General features: G+C 60.7%; 19 protein-coding genes. 15 read left to right on the forward strand and 4 right to left on the reverse strand.

What is annotated here, in order from left to right:
- Positions 1–6 precede the first annotated feature (6 nt).
- Genes ACAX43_RS19425 through ACAX43_RS19435 form a run of 3 tightly spaced genes read right to left on the reverse strand, consistent with a single transcriptional unit; the run spans position 7 to position 2,033 of the window.
- Positions 7–822 (reverse strand): putative DNA-binding domain-containing protein, encoded by an 816-nt coding sequence (locus ACAX43_RS19425; RefSeq protein ID WP_370710053.1) that lies wholly within the window; start codon positions 820–822, stop codon positions 7–9.
- Complete coding sequence (locus ACAX43_RS19430; RefSeq protein ID WP_370710054.1) at positions 794–1,684, reverse strand: DUF692 domain-containing protein; 891 nt, start codon at positions 1,682–1,684, stop codon at positions 794–796. Before ACAX43_RS19430 ends, ACAX43_RS19425 begins: the two co-directional genes overlap by 29 nt.
- Before the next feature lie 16 nt (positions 1,685–1,700).
- Positions 1,701–2,033, reverse strand: a complete 333-nt coding sequence (locus tag ACAX43_RS19435) for a DUF2282 domain-containing protein (protein WP_370710055.1) — start codon at positions 2,031–2,033, stop codon at positions 1,701–1,703.
- A 132-nt stretch (positions 2,034–2,165) separates the two neighbouring features.
- Here ACAX43_RS19435 and ACAX43_RS19440 point away from each other — a divergent pair, with 132 nt between their 5' ends.
- The 9 genes from ACAX43_RS19440 (at position 2,166) to ACAX43_RS19480 (ending at position 10,167) form a co-directional block, all read left to right on the forward strand.
- A complete protein-coding gene (locus tag ACAX43_RS19440; protein ID WP_370710056.1) occupies positions 2,166–2,825 on the forward strand; it encodes a sigma-70 family RNA polymerase sigma factor in 660 nt (219 codons plus the stop codon).
- Positions 2,822–3,478, forward strand: a complete 657-nt coding sequence (locus ACAX43_RS19445; RefSeq protein ID WP_370710057.1) for an NrsF family protein — start codon at positions 2,822–2,824, stop codon at positions 3,476–3,478. Before ACAX43_RS19440 ends, ACAX43_RS19445 begins: the two co-directional genes overlap by 4 nt.
- Positions 3,479–3,614: 136 nt before the next feature.
- Positions 3,615–3,752 carry a heavy-metal-associated domain-containing protein gene (locus tag ACAX43_RS19450; RefSeq protein WP_370710328.1) on the forward strand — a complete coding sequence of 46 codons (138 nt, stop codon included), beginning with the start codon at positions 3,615–3,617 and terminating at the stop codon, positions 3,750–3,752.
- Positions 3,753–3,759: 7 nt separating this feature from the next.
- Entirely contained in the window at positions 3,760–3,981 is a 222-nt protein-coding gene (locus ACAX43_RS19455) for a GDCCVxC domain-containing (seleno)protein (RefSeq protein ID WP_370710058.1), read from the forward strand.
- A gap of 407 nt (positions 3,982–4,388) precedes the next feature.
- Complete coding sequence (locus tag ACAX43_RS19460; RefSeq protein ID WP_370710059.1) at positions 4,389–5,741, forward strand: MFS transporter; 1,353 nt, start codon at positions 4,389–4,391, stop codon at positions 5,739–5,741.
- A 26-nt stretch (positions 5,742–5,767) separates the two neighbouring features.
- Positions 5,768–6,772, forward strand: a complete 1,005-nt coding sequence (locus tag ACAX43_RS19465) for an ornithine cyclodeaminase family protein (protein WP_370710060.1) — start codon at positions 5,768–5,770, stop codon at positions 6,770–6,772.
- A gap of 136 nt (positions 6,773–6,908) precedes the next feature.
- Positions 6,909–7,619: a UTRA domain-containing protein gene (locus tag ACAX43_RS19470; RefSeq protein WP_370710061.1), complete on the forward strand. Its 711-nt coding sequence runs from the start codon at positions 6,909–6,911 to the stop codon at positions 7,617–7,619.
- A 547-nt stretch (positions 7,620–8,166) separates the two neighbouring features.
- The gene (gene hutH / locus ACAX43_RS19475; RefSeq protein WP_370710329.1) at positions 8,167–9,810 is read left to right on the forward strand and encodes a histidine ammonia-lyase; all 1,644 of its coding nucleotides are present in this window, start codon (positions 8,167–8,169) and stop codon (positions 9,808–9,810) included.
- 99 nt (positions 9,811–9,909) lie between these two features.
- Positions 9,910–10,167 (forward strand): substrate-binding domain-containing protein, encoded by a 258-nt coding sequence (locus tag ACAX43_RS19480; protein WP_370710062.1) that lies wholly within the window; start codon positions 9,910–9,912, stop codon positions 10,165–10,167.
- Between the two features lie 122 nt (positions 10,168–10,289).
- Here the strand turns inward: ACAX43_RS19480 and ACAX43_RS19485 are convergent, their stop codons facing one another.
- Positions 10,290–11,837: a methyl-accepting chemotaxis protein gene (locus ACAX43_RS19485; protein ID WP_370710330.1), complete on the reverse strand. Its 1,548-nt coding sequence runs from the start codon at positions 11,835–11,837 to the stop codon at positions 10,290–10,292.
- Positions 11,838–12,510: 673 nt separating this feature from the next.
- On the opposite strand from ACAX43_RS19485, the gene ACAX43_RS19490 reads away from it, so the two are divergent.
- The 6 genes from ACAX43_RS19490 to ACAX43_RS19515 all read left to right on the forward strand — a co-directional run bounded on the left by ACAX43_RS19490 (position 12,511) and on the right by ACAX43_RS19515 (position 20,502).
- Complete coding sequence (locus tag ACAX43_RS19490) at positions 12,511–14,889, forward strand: putative bifunctional diguanylate cyclase/phosphodiesterase (protein ID WP_370710063.1); 2,379 nt, start codon at positions 12,511–12,513, stop codon at positions 14,887–14,889.
- A complete protein-coding gene (locus tag ACAX43_RS19495) occupies positions 14,890–15,624 on the forward strand; it encodes a TenA family transcriptional regulator (protein WP_370710064.1) in 735 nt (244 codons plus the stop codon).
- A gap of 336 nt (positions 15,625–15,960) precedes the next feature.
- Positions 15,961–16,872, forward strand: a complete 912-nt coding sequence (locus ACAX43_RS19500) for a DUF3034 family protein (RefSeq protein WP_370710065.1) — start codon at positions 15,961–15,963, stop codon at positions 16,870–16,872.
- Positions 16,873–16,916: 44 nt separating this feature from the next.
- Positions 16,917–17,357, forward strand: coding sequence for a group 1 truncated hemoglobin (locus tag ACAX43_RS19505; RefSeq protein WP_370710066.1), 441 nt, complete (start codon positions 16,917–16,919; stop codon positions 17,355–17,357).
- A gap of 113 nt (positions 17,358–17,470) precedes the next feature.
- Positions 17,471–18,091, forward strand: a complete 621-nt coding sequence (locus ACAX43_RS19510) for a methylamine utilization protein (protein ID WP_370710067.1) — start codon at positions 17,471–17,473, stop codon at positions 18,089–18,091.
- Between the two features lie 17 nt (positions 18,092–18,108).
- Entirely contained in the window at positions 18,109–20,502 is a 2,394-nt protein-coding gene (locus ACAX43_RS19515) for a putative bifunctional diguanylate cyclase/phosphodiesterase (protein WP_370710068.1), read from the forward strand.
- Positions 20,503–20,600: the final 98 nt, after the last annotated feature.

Consider the following 20,600-nt stretch of genomic DNA (forward strand, 5'->3'; position numbering starts at 1 on the left):
CGCGTGTCATGTGTGAGTCCTCCGGAACTCATTGACATGCGTTCCAGGAGCCACGCTGACCTCCGCCACGCATCCACTGGCCAGAAGCGTGGCGAGCACGCGGTGCGCAGCGTCGCACGGCGTCGCTTCCAGGGCCGCGGACAACGGCTTTCCCGAAAACAGCGCCGCGGTGAAGCGCCATTCGCACTCTCCCAGACGCATCACGTCGATACCGCTCTGCGTTCGGTGAACCAGCAGGCCGACTGGGCCTTCCGCGAGATCGACCGCCGCCATGGCCGGGTCATCGCGCTCCAGTACCGCGCGCCAGATGATGTCGACCGGAAATTCGCATCGCAGCAGGCGTGCCGCCGGATGCGCCTCGAAATGCAGCTGCGCCAGTTCGCTCTCTCCCCTTGCCGTCAGGCGCGCGATGTCAAGCAACGGGGCGTCTGGCGCATGCAGGGCGAGGTTGACGTGCCATTCCAGGCGTGCCACGTCGGCGAGATAAGGGACTGAGGCCGCCTGCGGCAACCCGCCCAGAAAGTCCGGAAATCCCGCACCATAGTCATCCAGCCAGGCACTCCGCGGCGGAGCCTTTGCAACGAACAGCCCCGCTGCGCCCTCAAAAAACGCCGGACCGACCAGACGCTCCACCGCCGGGAAAGCCAGGCGAAGGGCCGTGCCAAGTACGCTGGCCCTGGTGTTCCGGTAGATGTCGAGCCGTGCGTCGGCGGCCACGCCGTCAGCGATCACCCAGACCGACGCTTCGCGGTCCGCGCGCTCGAGCAAACCCCGCTTCACCGCCTGCTGCAGTTCAAGCAGCGTTGGCGTGGATACGTTCATGGCGTTGCCTTGTCAGTTCGATCTCGGCGAGGGCCGCCTCTTCGACCAGTGTTTCAATCGGCGGTACGGCGGTATCCCATTCGACCAGCGTCGGAACCGGCCCGAAGCGCCTGAGTGCCTCACGATAGAGCGCCCAGACTTCCGGCGCGACGCGTGAGCCGTGGTCGTCGATGCGCAGCGTCTGTCCGTGATCGAGCTGCCGGACGCTGTGCCCGGCGAGATGGATTTCGCCGATCGCGGCCGCAGGCAAGGCATCGAGGTAGGTCATCGCATTCCAGCCGTGATTGCAGGCACTGACGTAGATGTTGTTGACGTCGCACAGAATGCCGCAGCCAGTGCGCTGTGCGACCTGAGCGAGGAATTCCCACTCCGGAATCGTCGAGTGACTGAACCGCAGATAGGTCGAGGGGTTCTCCACCAGGATGCGTCGCCTGAGGAAAGCCTGCACTTCATCCACGTGCCGGCAGACAACGCTCAACGCCTCTTCGGTCAGCGGCAGCGGCAACAGGTCGGCGAGATAAGTGCCGCCGGCGATACTCCACGACAGATGCTCGGAAACGAGTCCGGGTTCGACCCGCTCGACTACACTGCGCACCCTGGCCAGATGCTCGGCATTGAGCTCTTCGGCGCTGCCGAGGGACAATCCCACCCCGTGCAGTGACACCGGATAATCACGGCGAATCGCGTCGAGGTAGCGAGGTGCGCTGCCGCCGCCCATGTAGTTCTCGGTATGCACCTCGAACCAGGCGACCGCAGGTCGTGTGTCGAGCACCCGCTGGTGATGGCGAAAGCGCAGCCCGATGCCGGCCCTCGCCGGAATCGGGCTTGACGCCTGCTGCGCGTGGACCACGGGAACGCTCATATCAGCGGGGATCGGCTCAGCTCGCGTGGAGCTTACCGCCCTGAATCTTCGAGCAGTCGCCCGCCGGCAGCAGCACGAACGACTTCGTATCGCGTGCCTGAGTCGCCTGGCCGGCGCACGAGTGGGCGCCCTCGGCACAGTCGTTCTTTGCGACCGAATTGACGCCGTAACATTTTTCCAGCTTGTTCTTCTGCATCCGCATCATGTTGTCCTGGACCACTTGCGGCATCTTGCTCATGTCCTTCATCTCCTGCGCCTGTGCCGGCAATGCCTGCATCGCAAGCGCGAGACCGATCACGGCTGACAGGGTCGAAGCGGCCAGTAGCGGCTTACCCAGTTCCTTGCTCATTGTGCGTCCTCCTGAGGTTGGGGTTGCAGAATCGCAACCTGCAGCAAGATTCGTCGGGAGCGGGACAAAGGTTACGCCGTTTGCAAAATTTATATTCATGCAGATAACCGGCCAAGCGTGCAAAATCCGGTCATGTCCTCCAGAACGCACCGCCCTGGCCCCACGCTGAGTATCGTACGGAATGCTCACGATGCGGCCCTGGCTGATCGCCCTCCCGAAACGGCGGAGATTCGCCCCGACGGCACGCTCGACTGGTCGATCCTGATGGCCCATGCGCAGGCGGGTGACCGGGATGCGTACCGGCGCCTGCTCGAAGCGATCACGCCGTATCTGCGGGCGCTCGCGTCGCGCCAGATCGGAAACCGGAGCGACGTCGAAGATACGGTTCAGGACATTCTCCTGACCCTTCACATGGTGCGTCAGACGTACGACCCAGCCCGTCCGTTTGGCCCCTGGCTGATCACCATCGCCAGCCGGCGCATCGTTGACGGGATGCGGCGTCAGGGGCGTCGCGGCGCGCACGAGGCACCGTTCGATCCGGACCATGAAACCTTTCAGGCTGCTGAAGCGAATCTGCAGGAAGACGCGGGGGATGCCACTCTGTTGCGTGATGCTGTTGAGCAGTTGCCAGTCGGACAACGGGACGCGATACGCATGCTGAAACTGGAAGAAATGTCGCTGAAGGAAGCCGCGGCCGCGAGCGGCATGTCGATCGCGGCGCTGAAAGTGGCAACGCATCGGGCGCTCAAGAATCTGCGCAGGTTGATCGAAACGCGGGGTGGCCGGTCATGACGTCAACCTCCGATCTGATCGATTCGCTGGTCGCAGACGCAAAGCCGGTGCGGCGCCTGCGACCGCCTGTGACACGAGCCCTGTGCTGGCTGCTGTTTGCGGCGCTGATGCTGACGCTGGTCGCGGTCGTGCATGGGGTTCGCCCGGACCTCACGCTCAAGCTGCGTCAACCAGGCTTTGTCGTTGGCGTGGCGGCCGCCCTGCTCACCGCCGCCCTCGCCTCGATGGCGTCGTTCATTGCGAGCGTGCCGGGCCGGTCGCGACGGTGGCTGTGGCTGCCTGCACCCGCGGTGATGGTGTGGATCTCCACGATTGGCTATGGCTGTCTGACGAACTGGGTGAGTATCGGGCCGGGCGGGATGTCGCCGGGCGAAACCGCGCGCTGTTTTGCGACGCTCGCGATCACCGGCATCCCGCTGTCGTTGGTGATGCTTATCATGCTGCGGCATGTGGCGCGCCTCGCGCCCACGCCTGTCGTGATGACCGGGAGCCTTGCGGTGGCCGCGATGACCGCGGCCGCGCTGTCGCTGTTCCATCCACTCGATGCGACGGTCATGATCCTGATGTGGAACGTCGGCGTGGCGGCGCTGCTTTTGGCCCTCAGCGGCCTGTATGGACGCCGGCTGTCCGGCTGGGTGGCGCCGCAGGGGTGACACAGCTGGACAAGGCTGATTGGTGAAACTGCGGCGTGGGCCAGAGCCCGCCAGGTTGGCGGCGCCATGGCATGTGAAACGCACGCAGGCAAATCGCTTCAAAGGACATGGACATGACACTGCTCACCGGAAGAAGGTGCCTGGTGTGAGCGCCGTCAAGGTCGATTTCGACAGGAAGACCGCCACGGTTACCTATGATCCCGGCCAGGCACTGTCCGACGCCCTGACCAGGGCAACCACGAATGCGGGCTATCCCGCGACTCTGGAGAAGTGAGGCCTCGATGGATGCGATCGTCATCGAATCCGTGCTGACCTGCCCGCACTGTGGTTTTGCCCGGCCGGAAACCATGCCCACGGATGCCTGCCAGTTCTTTTACGAGTGCAGCCACTGCACGGCTCTGCTGCGCGCCAATCCGGGCGACTGCTGCGTGTTCTGCTCGTTCGGTTCGGTGATGTGTCCACCGATGCAACAGCAGCTTGGCTGCTGCGGACCGGGTGGGTAACCATGCCAGGCCGGGACTGTCGTACTCGTCATCGTACTGTTGGCGGCAGGTCCGGTTTGCGATGAGCCTTCCGATCGCAGCGTGGCGAAGCGCCCGCGTAGAACCTGGACACCGGACGCCGGTGGCCGCGTAGCGACGGGTGCATGCCGTCGGGGTATTTGTATATACAAATACGTAAAAACATACCGTTCCACCCCTCCATCAAAAGCAGCTCAACGGCGGCGAATATCCTATGCCACAAGGCCGGAGGCGCGCGCCTTGCCGCGGCAGCGGCTAGCTAATTCGCAAAACTATGTATAGACAATATTTATTAGCGCTGCTACCTTGCGAAATCCAATGAAATCGCTTGCTGAACCGGTGTCTGGTGAGAACCGAGGGCTCAGCCATCGTCACAAGGAACGAACGACATGAACGAGACAAAGCTGACTGGTGGCGGACGGAAAGCATGGACGATTGTCGTACTCGTGTTTCTGTTCATGCTGATCAACTTCGCGGATAAGGCGGTCGTCGGGTTGTCGAGCACGGTGATAATCAAGGAACTGAAACTGACTCATGCGCAGTTTGGCGCACTGGGAAGCGCTTTTTTTCTGCTGTTCTCCGTTTCGGGTGTAGTGATCGGGTTCGTGTCCAACCGTGTCTCAACCAAACGCATCATGCTGGTGATGAGTGTGATATGGGCTTTGGCGCTTTTACCCATGGCAGGCACCGTCAGCTTCATTGCGCTGTTCGCCAGCCGCGTGGTTCTCGGCGCGGCAGAAGGGCCAGCGTTTCCCATCGCGCTTCACGCCGTCTACAAATGGTTTGGCGACAAGCGCCGCGCCGTGCCGACCAGTGTCGTCGCATGCGGCGCCGCGTTCGGCGCCGGGGTGGTCGCGCCGCTCGTCACGTGGATCATCGTGCATTACAGCTGGCATGCCGCTTTTGCCGCGCTGGCCGTGGCGGGCCTGGCCTGGGCCATCGTCTGGACCGCTGTCGGCGAGGACGGGCCTGTAGGCAACTCAATAGCAGACGGCGTGGCGGCCGTCCCCATTCCGTACCGTGATCTGATTTTGAGCCGTACCGCGCTCGGCGTGTACCTCGCCGGATTCGCCGCATACTGGATGATCGCGCTTAACATCGTCTGGCTCGCCAACTACCTGATCAAGGCCCTTCACCTCTCCCCCTCGACGGCGGCCTGGGTGATTGCCCTTCCCTCGGTGATGCAGATCGTGCTGGCACCCTGCTTCGCATTCATATCGCAACAGCTCACAAAGCGTGGCTATTCGAGCCGTCTTGCACGGGGTACGTTCGGCTGCGCGTGTGTGGTGGGCGCCGGCGTGGCGGTAGCTTGCCTACCCATGTTGCCCCTCGGCCCATTGAAGATTTTTCTGATTGGCCTCGCCTTCTCGGTAGGCAGCGTTATCTTCACCCTCGGTTCGACGCTCATCGGAGAGATCTGTCCTTCCTCGCAGCGCGGCGCCATGCTCGGCATTACCAACTCGGTTCATACCCTGGCCGGTCTGATCGCGCCCGTCGCCATGGGCCTGATTGTCGACGTGGCCTCGGACCCCGTCGACGGTTTCCGGACCGGATATCTTTATGCGGGTTTGCTGGTCATCACGCTCGGGTTGGTGGCAGCCCTGCTGATTCATCCCGAAGCCGATCTGCGCCGCTTTCGCCGACTCGGCGTTACGCCATTGCCAGGCGACGAAGCGACGCCATCCACCCACACCCAATCGCATATGTCCGCTCCGCTGGTTAAAGGTGGACTGTCGGATTAGACACATATTTTTTCGGGAGACCTTTCATGCAATCAATCCATTTCACTTATCTGAACCGCCTGGATGTCGAGCGACTGGAGTTGACGGACGCCGAGATTCTGGCTGCCGTGGAATCGGCGCTGGCCGCGCAGGGCAATCGCCAAACCGTGATCGAACCGCGTGTCCATCTGATCCCCAGGGATTCGGCGGAAGGACACTTCAATGTACTGCGCGGCGTCATTCACCCGCTCGGCCTCGCGGGTGTGAAAGTCGTCGGTGACTTCGTCAACAACTATCATCTCGGCTTGCCTTCGGAGCTGGCGGTCCTCAACCTTTTCGATCCCGAGACGGGAGCCCCGAAGGCTATCCTCGATGCAACGTCGATCACCGACATGCGCACCGGCGCGATGACCGCGTTGGGCGCCAAATATCTGGCCCGCAAAGGTAGCAAGGTGCTTGCACATGTCGGTGCGCGCGGTACGTCCTACTGGAACGTACGGCTGCTGGACCATCTGTTCGACTTCGACGAAATCCGCGTGCATTCGCGGCGCGAAGAAAGCCGCAATGCGTTCGCCCAGCGGTTGTCTCATGATCTCGGCAAGCCAGTCCGCGTCACGGAGGATTGGGAGTCGTGCGTTCGCGGCGCAGACATTGTGGTGGAAGCATCGCGGCTGCCCAAGCCAGAACCTCTGCTGAAAACCGAGTGGATCAAGCAGGGAGCGCTGGTGATTCCTTATGGCACGATGAGCGCCGTCGAGCTCTCCTTGACGGACATCATGAACAAGATGGTGGTGGACGATTGGGGACAGTGCCGCAAGGGCCTGCCGTTCGGCGCACTCAGGCAGCACGTCGACAGCGACCGTCTTTCGGAAGAAACGCTGCATGCAGAGCTTGGCGAGATCGTAGCGGGCAAAAAACCCGGCCGCCAGAACGACGACGAAACGATTCTGTTCTGGCATCGCGGCCTGAGTCTCAGCGACATCGGGCTCGCTCACGCGATGCTCGAGAAAGCCAGTCGCCTCGGTATCGGGCAAACGTTGCAGTTCGCCTGACATACCCGGTCGAGTCGAGTTCGTATAGTCAAAAGCGAATCGTACGAGGCTGCCGTCGCCACCAGCCGGCGCGGCAGCTGCCCTCTTCTCCATGGCTATACAATGGGCCGCTAATCCACATCACGATCTACCGATTATGGAAAAAACGCTCCCGACCTCGACTCCCGCTTATCAGCAACTGAAAGCGCACGTGCTGAAGATGATAGAGGCGGAAGAGTGGCGCCGCGGCGACATGATCCCAACGGAGGAGTCGCTTGCAAAGGAGTTTGGTCTTTCGCGCATGACCGTCAATCGTGCGCTTCGCGAACTGGTGACCGAACGTGTCCTGACACGCGTAAGAGGCTGTGGCACCTTCGTCGCGGACACCCGGTATGAATCCACGCTCATCGAAATCCGCAGCATCTCAGAAGAGATCAACAGCCGCGGCGACATCCATACAAGCAAACTTCTTTTGCTCGAACCCACGCATGATCCTCTCGTCCTGCAAACGCTCGAACTGTCGGGCAACGATCCGGCGTTCCACTCGCGCATTGTCCATTTCGAGAACAGCGTGCCGATCCAGCTCGAAGATCGCCACGTAAACGGACTGGTGTTTCCAGAATACCTCGACCAGGACTTCGAGGCCCAAACGCCAAATCAGTACATGACGAGCATAGCTCCCGCCCAGGGCGTGCAGTACTGGGTGACTGCGCGTCAGCCGCCATCTAACGTGCGTCAGGCGCTGAAGATGGCAATCGGCGAGCCGTGTCTCGTGCTGCACCGGCGCACCAGGGCAAGAGGTAAAGTAGCCACCGACGTCATGCTGTGGCATCCGGCGAGTCGTTATCAGTTGAGCGGGCAGTTTTGACCGGCTTTCCGGTTAGCATGGCGGCCCCACAGCTCAGCACATCTACCCGCGCGTAACGAAGCTCCCCACACCCTTCCTGCTTTAGCTACTGGCGGCCGCCTGCCGGACTGGGCCGCCAGTCGTATTTCTTCCCGCCCAACGCGGCCCGCCGATTTTCATCTCGCGCTGCCGGCTGCCTTTCGTCTACAGCCAATGAACGATTGACCTGCCGTGCGCGTACCTCCTGCGCCAAGCCGGGGCGCATCTGTGGTGCTCAAAGTCGAAAACTGATCTACCGATGCGCCGGATGTGTATGTACATTTATGGCGCACATCGCTTCCGCGACGAAAGCTTTTCGCATGCTTTCGCGAGAACACCCATGAAAACCAGCTTGCAAGGACGTTCACACCCCTGCACCGCCAATCGTCCCGCAAATAAATTTTGAATTTCTTGCAAGGATACGTATATACAAATACGCTATGACCTCGGCGCCTGAATGTCGCCCGGAGCGCGCGAGGCAGCGAGGCGCGGAGACCAACGAAAGCTTCATAAGAACTGGAAAAGATCCATGAGGAATCCTGTCAGAAAGATCATTGGTGCCATCGTGTTGTTACCTGCGCTGACATGTCATGCCGCCGTCGTTCTGGACGGCAAAACAGCGACGCCTGAAATGATCGCCAGAATCGCAGACGGCGAGTCGGTGATCGTTCCGCCCGAGGCCTTGCAACGCGTGACGCAGGGGCACGAGTTAGTGCTTGAGGCAGCCATGCAGGGGCAGCGCATCTACGGTCTCACGGTCGGCGTCGGCCTTAACAAGGACCGTCAGATGGTCGACGCCCAAGGCCAGCTGACGCCTGATGTCATCGCGGCTTCGACACGCTTTAATGCAGCGCTCCTTCGCGCCCATTCCGCTGGAGCAGGACCGGACATGGATACGCGTACAGCCCGGGCAGTGCTGGCGACGCGTTTGAACCAGATTCTGGTCGGTGCTTCAGGCGTTCAACCAGCCGTAGCCGACAAGTACGTCCAGTTCCTGAATACGGGCATTACACCCGCCATGGCCGCGGAAGGTTCGATCGGCGAAGCCGACATAACGATTCTCAGCCACGTGGGACTGACCATGATGGGAGAAGGCGATGTGTACTACAAGAGCGAGAAGCTCCCGGCAGCCCGGGCATTGAAGAAAGCCGGCATCGAGCCCATCCGGCCGTGGGGCAAGGACGCGCTCGGCATTCTCAGCTCGAACGCGTATTCCACTGGCATGGCTGCACTGGTCATCGTCGACCTCAAGCAGCTGGCACGCGTCGAAAAGCTTGTGTACGCCATGAGCCTGCAAGGAATGAACGGCAACGTATCGCCGTTTCTCGAGGACGCCCTGGCCCTGCACCCCTACCCTGAGGTAGTCAGCGCAGGCGCGCAACTGCGCACGATCCTTGCCGGTAGTAGTCTCTGGCAACGCGATGACGAACGTGCCTTGCAAGATCCGCTAAGTTACCGGGATGCACCGTATCTGCTTGGTGAGATCGACAAGAGCTACAGCGAAGACCGGCGAATGATCGAGTTGCAGTTGAACTCGTCGGACGACAACCCGGGCGTGAATGTCGGCGTCAAACCGAAAAGCGACCTCTGGCAGGCGCGGCGCGGCTACCTTGAGGGGAAGAATGTTTATGGCGCCGTGCTGCCGAATGCCAACTTCGAGCCCTTGCCATTCGTGCTGGCGTTCGAACAGACAGGTATCGCGCTCGCACACGGTTCGCTTGCTTCAGCCGAGCGCATCATCAAGCTCAACGACCCGCGCTTCACTCACCTAAGCCGTTTTCTCGGCACGGATCACACGCTGCACGCGTTCGGTGCAATGGAAAAGCCACCTCTCGCGCTGGCTGAGGCGAATAAGACGCTGGCAATGCCGGTCTCAATGGATTTCCTGCCTGCCGCCGGCGACATAGAAGACATCGCCACCAACGCTCCAGAAGTCATCCGGCGCGTGCGGACCCAGATCGACAACTCGTTTGAGCTGACAGGTATCGAATTGATTTCCTCTGCCCAGGCGGTTCAATTGCGCCAGCAGAAAACCACTGGTTTTACGTTGTCACCGCAAACGCAAGCGCTGCTCGACGCGCTGCGCAAGATAGTGCCATTCCGCGATTCCGACCTGCCCTTTACACCGGAGTTCCGGGCCACCGCGACGCTGCTTCGACATTACCCGGGCTGATAGCGGCGAACCGCGCAGTTGATGACAACGGCAGGGAAGCACTAACCGCGATAGCGCATCCCTGCCGAAACCCCGCAGGCGCTTGACCACCGCGAAAACGTGTTCGGCTGCCTGTTCGAAGCGCAATCGCTGGGCATCGCTGTGCCCGAGCGCCTTTCGATAGTGGGTTGCGACAATCTGCCGATCGCATCGCAGATCACGCCGGGGCTCACCACCGTGCTGCTGCCGACTTACGAACTCGGCGAACACGTCGCGCGCGCATTGTTGCGCTGGCTCGCGGACGACGTGCCCCCGCAACAAGAATGCCTTCCGATCGAACTGATCGTGCGCGGCACTAGCGGGCCGCCATCGGCATAGCCGCCTGGGTCGCGGCTGCAACAGTAATCCAAGGGGAAGCTCGATGCCATCGCGGCTCGCTGCCTCCGCCTCTACCAAGGTCCATCGACCGGCTGACTTCGCCGACCGATAAACCCCGGCGCTCACGCCTCGTGTCCGGCCTCTTCGAACTGGAATATCGCCACCGCGGTACGCAGGGTCTGCGCCTGCCCCTCCAGTGATGCCGCCGCTGCAGCGGCCTGCTCGACCAGCGCGGCGTTCTGCTGCGTAACTTCATCCATCTGTGTGACCGCCCGCGCGACCTGGTCGATACCTGTGCTCTGTTCCTCGGAGGCGGCGGAGATTTCGCCCATGATGTCCGTCACGCGCTGGACTGCGGCGATGATCTCACTCATGGTCTGACCGGCCTCGCGCGCAAGCAATGAGCCGCTTTTAACACGCTCCACCGACGTCAGAATCAGTTCCTTGATTTCCTTCGCCGCGCTCGACGAACGTTGCGCCAGGCTGCGCACCTCCGATGCGACCACCGCGAAACCGCGTCCCTGCTCGCCGGCCCGAGCCGCTTCTACGGCGGCGTTCAACGCCAGAATATTAGTCTGAAAGGCAATGCCTTCGATAATGCCGATGATGTCCGCGATCTTGGTCGAACTGTGGTTGATTTCACCCATCGTACCCACCACGCGCCCGACCACGTCGTTCCCGCGATTGGCGATCTCCGAGGCATTGGCCGCAAGTCCGCTGGCCTGCCGGGCGTTGTCCGCGTTTTGCCGCACGGTGCCCGTCAGTTCCTCCATGCTTGCTGCGGTTTCCTCCAGCGAGGCGGCCTGCTCCTCGGTTCTGCTCGACAGGTCGGCGTTGCCCGATGCAATCTGCCTGGTTGCCGCACCGATCGATTCGGTCCCACCGCGCACTGCAACCACCGTCTCGATCAAGCTCTCGCGCATGCGCGAGAGACCTGCGAGCAAAAGACCCATTTCGTCGCCCGACCTCACGATGACCTTCTGTCTCAGATCACCATCCGCGATTCGCTTGAAGTGGCCAAGCGCATCGGCGATCGGCCGGCTGATCGCACTGCGCAGGGAAAACCAGCTAAAGGCAGCCATCAGAACGCCCAATAGCACCATGACGATGGATGCGATTTCGAGCGTTACAAAGGTCTGCTGCGCGCGCTGGTAGCCGCTTTCACCCAGCTCTCTCTGGTACTTCTTCAAGGCAACGTCGCTTGCGGTCATCACGACATAGAACGGGGTAAGGCGATTTGCCGCCGTGACGATCGCGTCGTGGTCGCCACTCCTGATCGCCGCGATGAAATTGTCGATCACGCCTTGCATCTCACGGCGCTTGCGGCCAGTGTCCTGTGCCAGACGGTCTTCGGTGGCATCGCGCGGTAGCGCAAGGTATTTGTTCCACCACTCTTCCGAAGCGGCACGAAAACCTTGCGCGCGAGCAATCGTGGATGCTGTCTTGGCGTCATTGGGCGAGAGCGCTGCGCGATCCAACGCCATGCGTTCGCGCGCAACGAAGATTTCCATGTTGCCCACCGCGATTACACCAGGCAATTGCACCGAATAAGTTTGTCGATTAGCCTCGTTACTTCTGCGCATGCCAATCAGGCCGAGTGCGCCGATGACGATCATGAGAACGGCCATGAACGTCATGGCCAGGCCGAGCCGGGCCTTGATGGTCAGCATCGCGCGTGGTGTGCGGGTTACAGGGTTCTTCACGCCTTCGTCTCCAAACAGTGTAGAAATTGGCCCGAGTTCCCGGGCCTTCAGCCACGATCTCTCTATTACGGCCGCTTGCGCGGGAAACTGAAGGGCTATCGGAGCAGTCGATGTAAGCCGTTGCTCGATGCGCCCGGACGATCCAGGGTCCGGGGTCGCGATGCTGTTCCTGTTGTCGAACGATCGCGCCGGATAGCGACCGGCCCACTTCCGCCACCAGGAAAAAGCGGCAGCAGCACGAGCAGTAGCCGTCGAATGTCGGCCTGCGTGCGCGGGAAAGCAAAGATGCCGTGCGCGCCGTCTTCGCGGTTATCAGTTCAAATATGAGCGAAATAGCGCTGGTTTTGGAGGGAAGTCAGCAAAATATGACCCTTTGTCGGGCCTTTGTGGCCCCTTTTTTTGCTAAGAATCGTTTCTACCCTAAAGTAGCGCCTGCAAATGACCGTTATACGTGTTGCGTCGAACCACTGCCAATCGCGCAGCGAGATCGGTCGCCCCAAAAAAAACCGCTGCAATCATCCGTCTTAAGCACGCGATTGCCAGCCAGCACCATCGCCTTGCTTGAGTGGTGAATAACAGGGAGACACAGAAAACAATGGGAGTCCCAACCGAAAGCACGAATCGCCAACTATTGAGAATCATGTGGCCGTTCCTGCTTGTTGCCTTTCTTATTGTGGGGCTCGCGGTCTTCAGTCTCAGTCTCATGTCGTCGGTGCGTGCCTATATCGGCGGCGAGAGCTACTGGTCGAAAGGCCAGAAAGATGCCGTCTTCTATCTCAATCTGTATGCGCAGACCGGAAACGAGGAGGTCTATCGTCAGTATCAGAATGCAATCGCGTGCCCGCAGAGCCTGAAAATAGCCCGTGTGACGCTTGATCGCCGCGAGCCCGACCTTAATGCCGCCCGTCAGGCGCTCATTGACAGCGGCGTGTACCCGGGCGACGTTCGCGACGTCATCTGGGTATTCCGCGCGTTTCGCAACGTCAGCTATTTCAATGAGGCTGTCCATTACTGGGCGGATGGCGACGCCTACGTCGACGAACTCGCGCGGGTCGGCGACGCGCTGCATGCAGCGTACGCGACACGCCAGCCCCAGAAGGCAGAGATCGAGCGCCTTATCGGTCAGATCTGGTACATCAACACCACAATCGCGCCCCTCTCTCGCGCGTTCTCCGATGTACTCAGCGTGTCTTTTCGGAAGACGGCATCGTTGCTGTTGGCCGTCAACCTCGTTATCGCAATCCTGTTGATCTCTCTGGCCAGCTGGCGTGCGCGCCGGCTGATCGTGCAGCGGATCAGAAGCGAAGAGGCGCTCAAACGAAGCGAGGCACGCGCGAAGGCGACGCTAGGCGCAATCGGCGAGGCCGTCATGTCGATCGATCGGGCAGGCAATATCGAATTCATCAACACGACCGCCGAACGTCTGACCGCCTGCACGGCATCGGAATACCTTGGTCAGCCCTTGGCTCAGATGTTTACGCTGATCGACGAGAATCAGCGCGTCACCATTGATCCGGTTGGCACAGCTTTGTCGCGCATGGACGGGGAAGCCGCTTGGGGCAACCTGATTCTCATGCGCCGCGACGGCTCCGAGATCGTGGTGCAGGCCGTGACTTCGCCGATACGCGATGGTTCCGATGGGCACACGGGCGTCGTGCTCGTGTTGCGGAATATGACTCGTGAGCTGGAGTATGTCGCGAGCCTCGCATGGCAGGCAACACATGACAGCCTGACCGGGCTCGTCAATCGGATCGAATTCGAGCGGCGTTTGTTTGCCGCGCTCACACGCGAGCGGGACGCGGCTCGCCGTGAATCTGTCGCGGTGCTGATGTTTCTCGACCTTGACCAGTTCAAGGTCGTCAACGACACATGCGGCCACGCAGCCGGCGACGAGATGCTTCGTGCGGTCGCCGCGCGTTTGCAGACCTGTCTGCGCGAAAGCGATACGCTCGCGCGTCTGGGTGGCGACGAGTTCGGCGTACTTTTGCGCGACTGCGAGGCGGGCGACGCTGGAATCGTCGCCGAGCGCCTGCGGGCAAGTCTCGAGGGTTTTACCTTGCACTGGGAGACGCACCCGTTCGCGACGAGTGTGAGCATCGGCGTAGTCGATTTGCAGGAGGTCGAGATCGACGCGGAAGAAGCGATGCGTTTCGCGGACATCGCGTGCTACATGGCGAAGGAACGTGGACGCGACCGCGTGCAATTGGCGCATCCACAGGACCAGGAGCTATCGCGTCATGCGAGCGAAATTTCATGGGGACGGCGAATCAAGGAAGCGCTCGAACAGGACCGCTTCTGCTTATATGTTCAGCCGATCCGCCCTGTCCATGGCTCGGCCGGCAGTCCGCTGCATGCGGAGTTGCTGATTCGGATGATCGACGAAAGCGGCATCGTGGCACCAGGTACGTTTATTCCGGCTGCGGAGCGCTATGGGTTGATGTCCGCGATCGACCGCTGGGTTGTGAAACACGCGTTTGCGACGCTTGCAGCGATGGCCCCCGGAAGCCGCGACTTTCAATACGCGATCAATTTGTCCGGCGCGTCCATCGGCGATGAGCGCTTTCTCGAATTCCTGCGAGGCCAGTTCGCGCAGACAGGTGTACCCGCGGAACTGATCTGTTTCGAGGTCACCGAGACGACCGCCGTGCGCAATCTTGCGGCGGCCGCCCGCTTCATCCGCGAACTGAAAGGACTGGGATGCAAATTTGCGCTGGACGATTTCGGCGCCGGGATGTCGTCGTTTGCGTACCTGAAACATCTGCCGGTCGACTATCTGAAAATCGACGGCAGTTTTGTCAAAGACATGCCCAACGATCCCGTCAATCGCGACATGGTCGCGGCGATCAATGACATCGGCCATTCAATGGGATACAGGACGATAGCGGAATACGTCGAAAACGAGGCGATTCTGACGCTCTTGCGCGAAATCGGCGTGGACTTCGCCCAAGGCTATTACATCGGCAAACCGACACTCTGGAAGGAACAACACCGAATTTTTGCCCTAGAGGAGGAAACGTAGATGAAGGACGGTTTTCAAAGGGAAGGCGATCTGCAGGACCTGGCAAGTTACCCGGGATGGCTGCAGGAGATGATCGCCGAGACAGGCGATGCCAGAGCGCAGGTCGTCCGGCATCCCGTATTTTCCGATATGCGTGATGCCAAGCTGAGCGCGCGTCAGTTCGCGGCCTTTCTCGTCAACGGCTGGCCCGTTGTGGAGCAGTTTCCGCAGTACATGGCGATGAATCTGCTGAAATTGCGTGACGCTCATTCGCGCGGCGAAGCCATGGCGCGCCGCTATCTGACCCGCAACATCCGCGTCGAACAGAACCATGCAGATCATTGGCTCGCATGGTGTGCCGCCCATGATGTCTCGAAGGACAAGCTGGCGAAAAACGACGGTCCGTCGCTTGCTTATGCACTCAGTCACTGGTGCTGGAAGAGCAGCAGTGCCGATCCCCTCGCCGCGAGCATGGCCGCGACGAACTACGCCATCGAAGGCGTGACCGGCGAGTGGTCCGCGCTCGTCTGCAGTCGCGATGACTATGAAATGAGCTTGCCCGAGGCAATTCGAAAGCGGACGATACGCTGGCTGAAATTGCATGCACACTACGACGACGCGCATCCGTGGGAAGCGCTGGACATCATTGCGACGCTCCTTGGCAACGCACCGCGCACAGACGAGATAGCGGGTGTGCGCAACAGCATTCTTAAGAGCTTCGAGTATTTCAAAATTAGCCTTGATTGCTGTTTATAGGAGGGTCCGTTCTCGCGCACGGCTAGCGACCGGTCAATTGTCATCGACTCGCATCGCCGATGTTCGGGTAGTCAGGCGCTTCCTCAAGAAAATCCCCGCATTGCCGTTAATGCATTGAGGTTGTGCCCAACCGACCATGTCGACGATGTTGCAGGTCAGTCCCCGCCCCCCTGCTGATCGGCGGCCACAAGACCTGCCTTCCTGGCGAGACGCAGCGCTTTTCCTTGCAGAAATCCGCGGTGAAATGAACGTGGTGCGAGCCGTCATGGTCGCTTTTTGGACCTTCCTCGCCGCAGCCCGTACCAGGAGACCCAGATTGTGAAGTTGCGAACCCATTTGCGCCCGCTCGCCATCGGGGCATGGCTCGTCATCGCCGCCGAGGCCCTGATTCCAGGCCTGGCCCAGGCTGACACCCCTCCCACCGACAATGCCGCTATCTCTCGCCCCACCTTCGGCGGCAAGTTGCTGTTGACCGGCGGCGTTTCCGAAGTCGAGGGTGCAGCGGGCGGAGGCCTCACGCCGTGGGCCGTGATTGGCGGCTATGGCACTGGCGATCAGATCGGCGGCAACGCACACGAGACGTACCTGAAAACTCAGGACTATTCGCTCAACACCTACGGCGTCGCAGTGGGCTTCGCCAATCGGCTTGAGGTCTCGGTGGCGCGCCAGACCTTCGACACGCGTCATGTCGGCCCCCAGCTGGGGCTGCCGGGCGGGTTCAAATTCAATCTGGACATTGTCGGCGTCAAGGTGCGCCTGTTGGGCGATGCGGTGCTCGACCAGGACACCTGGTTGCCGCAAATTGCCGCCGGCGTCCAGTACAAGCACAACGAGCAGGGCGACGTCGTCAAGGCGGTCGGCGCGACGAGCGATTCCGGCACCGATTTCTACGTCAGCGCGACGAAGCTCTTTCTCAGCCAGAGTCTGCTGCTGAACGCCACGCTGCGCATGACCAAGGCGAACCAGTTCGGTCTGCTCGGATTCGGCGGCGACAGATCGAATGGCTACCATCCGGAGATCGAAGCCTCGGCCGCCTATCTGCTGTCGAAAAACCTGACGCTCGGCGCGGAAGTCCGGACCAAGCCCAACAATCTGAACTTTGCTCGCGAGCAGAACGCGTACGACGCCTTCGTCGCGTGGGCGCCGACCAAACACATTTCATTGACCGCCGCGTATGTCGAGCTGGGCGACATTGCCACCATCCGGAATCAGCATGGTGTCTACCTGTCGGCTCAAGTCGGCTTCTAATGCGCGTCCGACACGCTCAATAACCCATTTCACAGGCCGACGCCATGGACTTCCTACACCGTGTATCGACCACGATGCTTCTGGTCGGCGCCCTCGTCACGCTCTTCAATTCACCGGCCCGCGCGGACGATAAACTTTACAAGGCGTTCGGCGAAAAGCCCGGACTCGTGCACATCACGCAGGATCTGGTAACCAATCTGCTCGCCGATCCGCGCACGAGCGCTTACTTCGAAGGCGTGTCGCTGCGCCGGCTCAATGAAAAGCTCGTCGAGCAGTTTTGCGTGCTAACTGGGGGGCCGTGCGAATACACAGGCCGGACCATGAAACGCACCCACGAAGGTCTGAATATCGACCGCGCCGCATTCAATGCGCTGGTCGAAGATTTGCAAAAGGCGATGGACAAGAACAACGTGCCGTTCCGTTCGCAGAACAAGTTGCTGTCGAAACTTGCGCCGATGTATCGAGACATCGAGGAACGCGATTAAGCGTCTTCGCTGGCCTGAGCCAGGCCGCGTTAATGCAGGCCGGGTATCAGATTCTCCGCTTGCAGGCCGCAAACATTTAGTGGGTTAGTAGCATCAAATTTTCGAGGCAATGTATGCGAATAGGTATTCGGGTGTTGGCAGCGCTAGCCGGCTATGCAATGGCGCTCCTCTCGCTCAATGCGACGGCCGCGAGTCTGCGCGTTCAGGTGGTGGATCAGTCCGGCGCGCCGGTCGCCGACACCGTGGTGTATGCGGTGCCGGTCAGTGGCAAGGTGCCCGCCCGGCCACCTGTCGATGCGATCATCGACCAGATTCACCGGCAATTTGTGCCCCTGGTCTCGGTCATCCAGACGGGCGCCTCGATCAAGTTTCCTAACAAGGACAATATCGAGCACGACGTCTACTCGTTTTCTCCCGCGAAGAAGTTCGAACTCAAGCTTTATCATGGCATCCCCGCCCACCCCGTTGTGTTCGACAAGCCGGGATTGGTCGTCATGGGCTGCAATATCCACGACATGATGATTGCCTACCTCATGGTCGTCGACACGCCCTATTTCGCCACAACGGGGGCGAGCGGCCAGGCGCTTCTCACGGATCTTCCTGCCGACGACTATCAGGTGACCGCGTGGAGCTACCGTGCCACCGATCAGGACGCACGGCCTACCCAGAAAATCAATCTGGGCGCTGACGCCTCCGCGAAGTTTGTCCTGCAACTCAAACCCGACTCACCATAAGTTCACAGGGAGCCTGTATGCGTCTCCACAGTCTGCGCTCTCGCATCGCGCTTGTCTTCGTGGTGTTGATGCTGGCCGTTCAGGCGGCGGCCTTCACGGTCATCAGCACGGTGATCGCATCCAACGCGCACCGCAACGTCGACGAGCAGTTGTCGGTCGGCGAGCGTGTGTTTCAGGCGGTGCTGCACTCGAACGGTGAGAAGCTCACCCAGGCGGCCAGTGTCGTTGCCGCCGATTTCGGCTTCCGCGCAGCTGTCGCCTCGCACGATCAGACTACGGTCGCGTCCGCACTCCAGAATCACGGCGACCGCATCAATGCCGACGTCGTCATGCTGGTCGGACTCGATGGCAAGCTGCTCGCCGACAGCCGCGACCCCGCGCACGCAGGCCAGCCGTTTGCGTTTCCGGAGTTGATCCGCAAAGCCGAGCGCAGCGGTGACGGCTCGACCGTCGGCGTCATCAACGGACGTCCGTACCAGCTGGTCGCCGTGCCGGTCAAGGCGCCGCTTGTGATTGCATGGGTGACGATGGGTTTCGCGATCGACGACGCGCTCGCGCGCGAAATGCGCGGCCTGACCTCACTGGACGTGTCTTTTCTCGGCATGCCTAACGGTAAGCACTGGACGATCCTCGCGACCTCATTGCCGCAAGCTGCGCGTCCGCCCTTGCAGCACGCGATCACCTCGGCCGTGCTCGCTGAACCGCAATCCACCTTGCCGGACCTCGCTGATGAGTACGGCACACGTGTAGTCCGGCTCGCCTCCGATGGTGAGGCGGTGGTCGTGGTGTTGCAGCGCTCGCTAAAAGAGGCGATGGCGCCGTATCATCGCCTGCAGTCGACACTCCTCGTGCTGACGCTCATCGGTGTCGCGGTCTCGATTGCGGGCAGCGTGTTTACGGCACGCAGCGTCACGCGGCCAATCGGCGCACTGACCCGCTTCACTCGCCGCATTGGGCAAGGTGACTACACCGAACCCGTCGAGGTCAGGCATCAAGACGAAATTGGCGAACTCGCCACTGCCTTCAATCAGATGCGCGAAGGCATCGCGGAGCGCGAGACCCGCATCATGGAACTGGCCTATCTGGATCGGCTGACCGGCTTACCGAACCGTGCGCTGTTCAACGATCGCCTGCAGCAGGCGATCTGCGTCGCATTGCGGCTCGGGCATCCGTTGAGCGCGATGATGATGGACCTGGATCGTTTCAAGTACGTCAACGACACGCTTGGCCATCATATCGGCGACCTTCTGCTTTGCGAGGTCGGCAAGCGCTTGCGCGCCAGCCTTCTACGCGATTCCGATACGGTCGCCCGTTTGGGCGGCGACGAATTCGCCATTCTGCTGCCGACCGATGACGTGGATGCCGCACGGCTGGTCGCGAGCCGCCTGCTGAAAGCGCTGGAACAGCCGATTGTGGTGGAAGGACAGGTGGTCGACGTCGGCGCGAGCATCGGCATTGTGAGTTGCCCGCATAACGGTACGGACATGAACGTGCTGCTGCGGCGCGCGGATGTCGCCATGTATGCAGCGAAGCGCATGAATTCCGGCTTTGCGATCTACGATGAACGCGATGACCAGCATAGCGCGGAACGCCTGTCGTTGATGAGCGAATTGCGGCACGCGGTCGAACATGACGAACTGACGCTCTACTATCAGCCGAAGGTCGATCTCGCCACGCACGCGGTGAAATACGTCGAGGCGCTGGTGCGTTGGGAACATCCCACTCGGGGCCTCATTCCCCCGGACGAGTTCATTCCGTTCGCGGAGCAAACCGGTTACATCAAATCGATTTCCCGCTGGGTGGCCGAGAAAGCCATCGCGCAATGTTCCCGCTGGCACGCGCTCGGTCTGGATCTGAAGGTCTCCATCAACGTCTCCGCGCGGGATCTGATGCAGGCGGAGCTGCCGGAAACGCTGGACGCGCTGCTGCATAAATACAAGGTTCAGCCGTCCTGGCTCTGGATCGAGATTACGGAGAGTGCCATCATGGACGACCCGAACCATGCCATCGAAACGCTCGACCAGTTGCATCGGCTCGGCATCCACCTGTCCATCGACGACTTCGGAACGGGCTATTCTTCGCTATCCTATCTGAAGCGAATGCCCGTCGACGAATTAAAGATCGACAAATCATTCGTGATGGGCATGGCCGATGACAAGGGTGACGAAACGATCGTGCGTTCGACCATTGATCTGGGGCACAACATGGGACTGAAGGTCGTCGCGGAAGGCGTGGAGAACGAGGCCGTCCTCGATCATCTGAAGTTGTTGCGTTGTGATCTGGCGCAGGGTTACCACGTGAGTCGCCCGCTTCCGCCTGAAAAGCTCGAAATATGGCTCAATGACTGGCAGGAAGCCAACGGGACCGAATCGCAATCAGCGCGATTCTGTTCCGTCAAGCTCGAAGGATAGAATTCAGGGCCGAAAATTGCTTTGGCAGGCCGAAGAAGAACATGCTGGCGCCGTGAAGAGCCCAGGGCCTGTTTTCATTTACTGAAACTGAGTACTTT

This window comes from Paraburkholderia sp. IW21, from assembly GCF_041321145.1.
Taxonomy (GTDB): domain Bacteria; phylum Pseudomonadota; class Gammaproteobacteria; order Burkholderiales; family Burkholderiaceae; genus Paraburkholderia.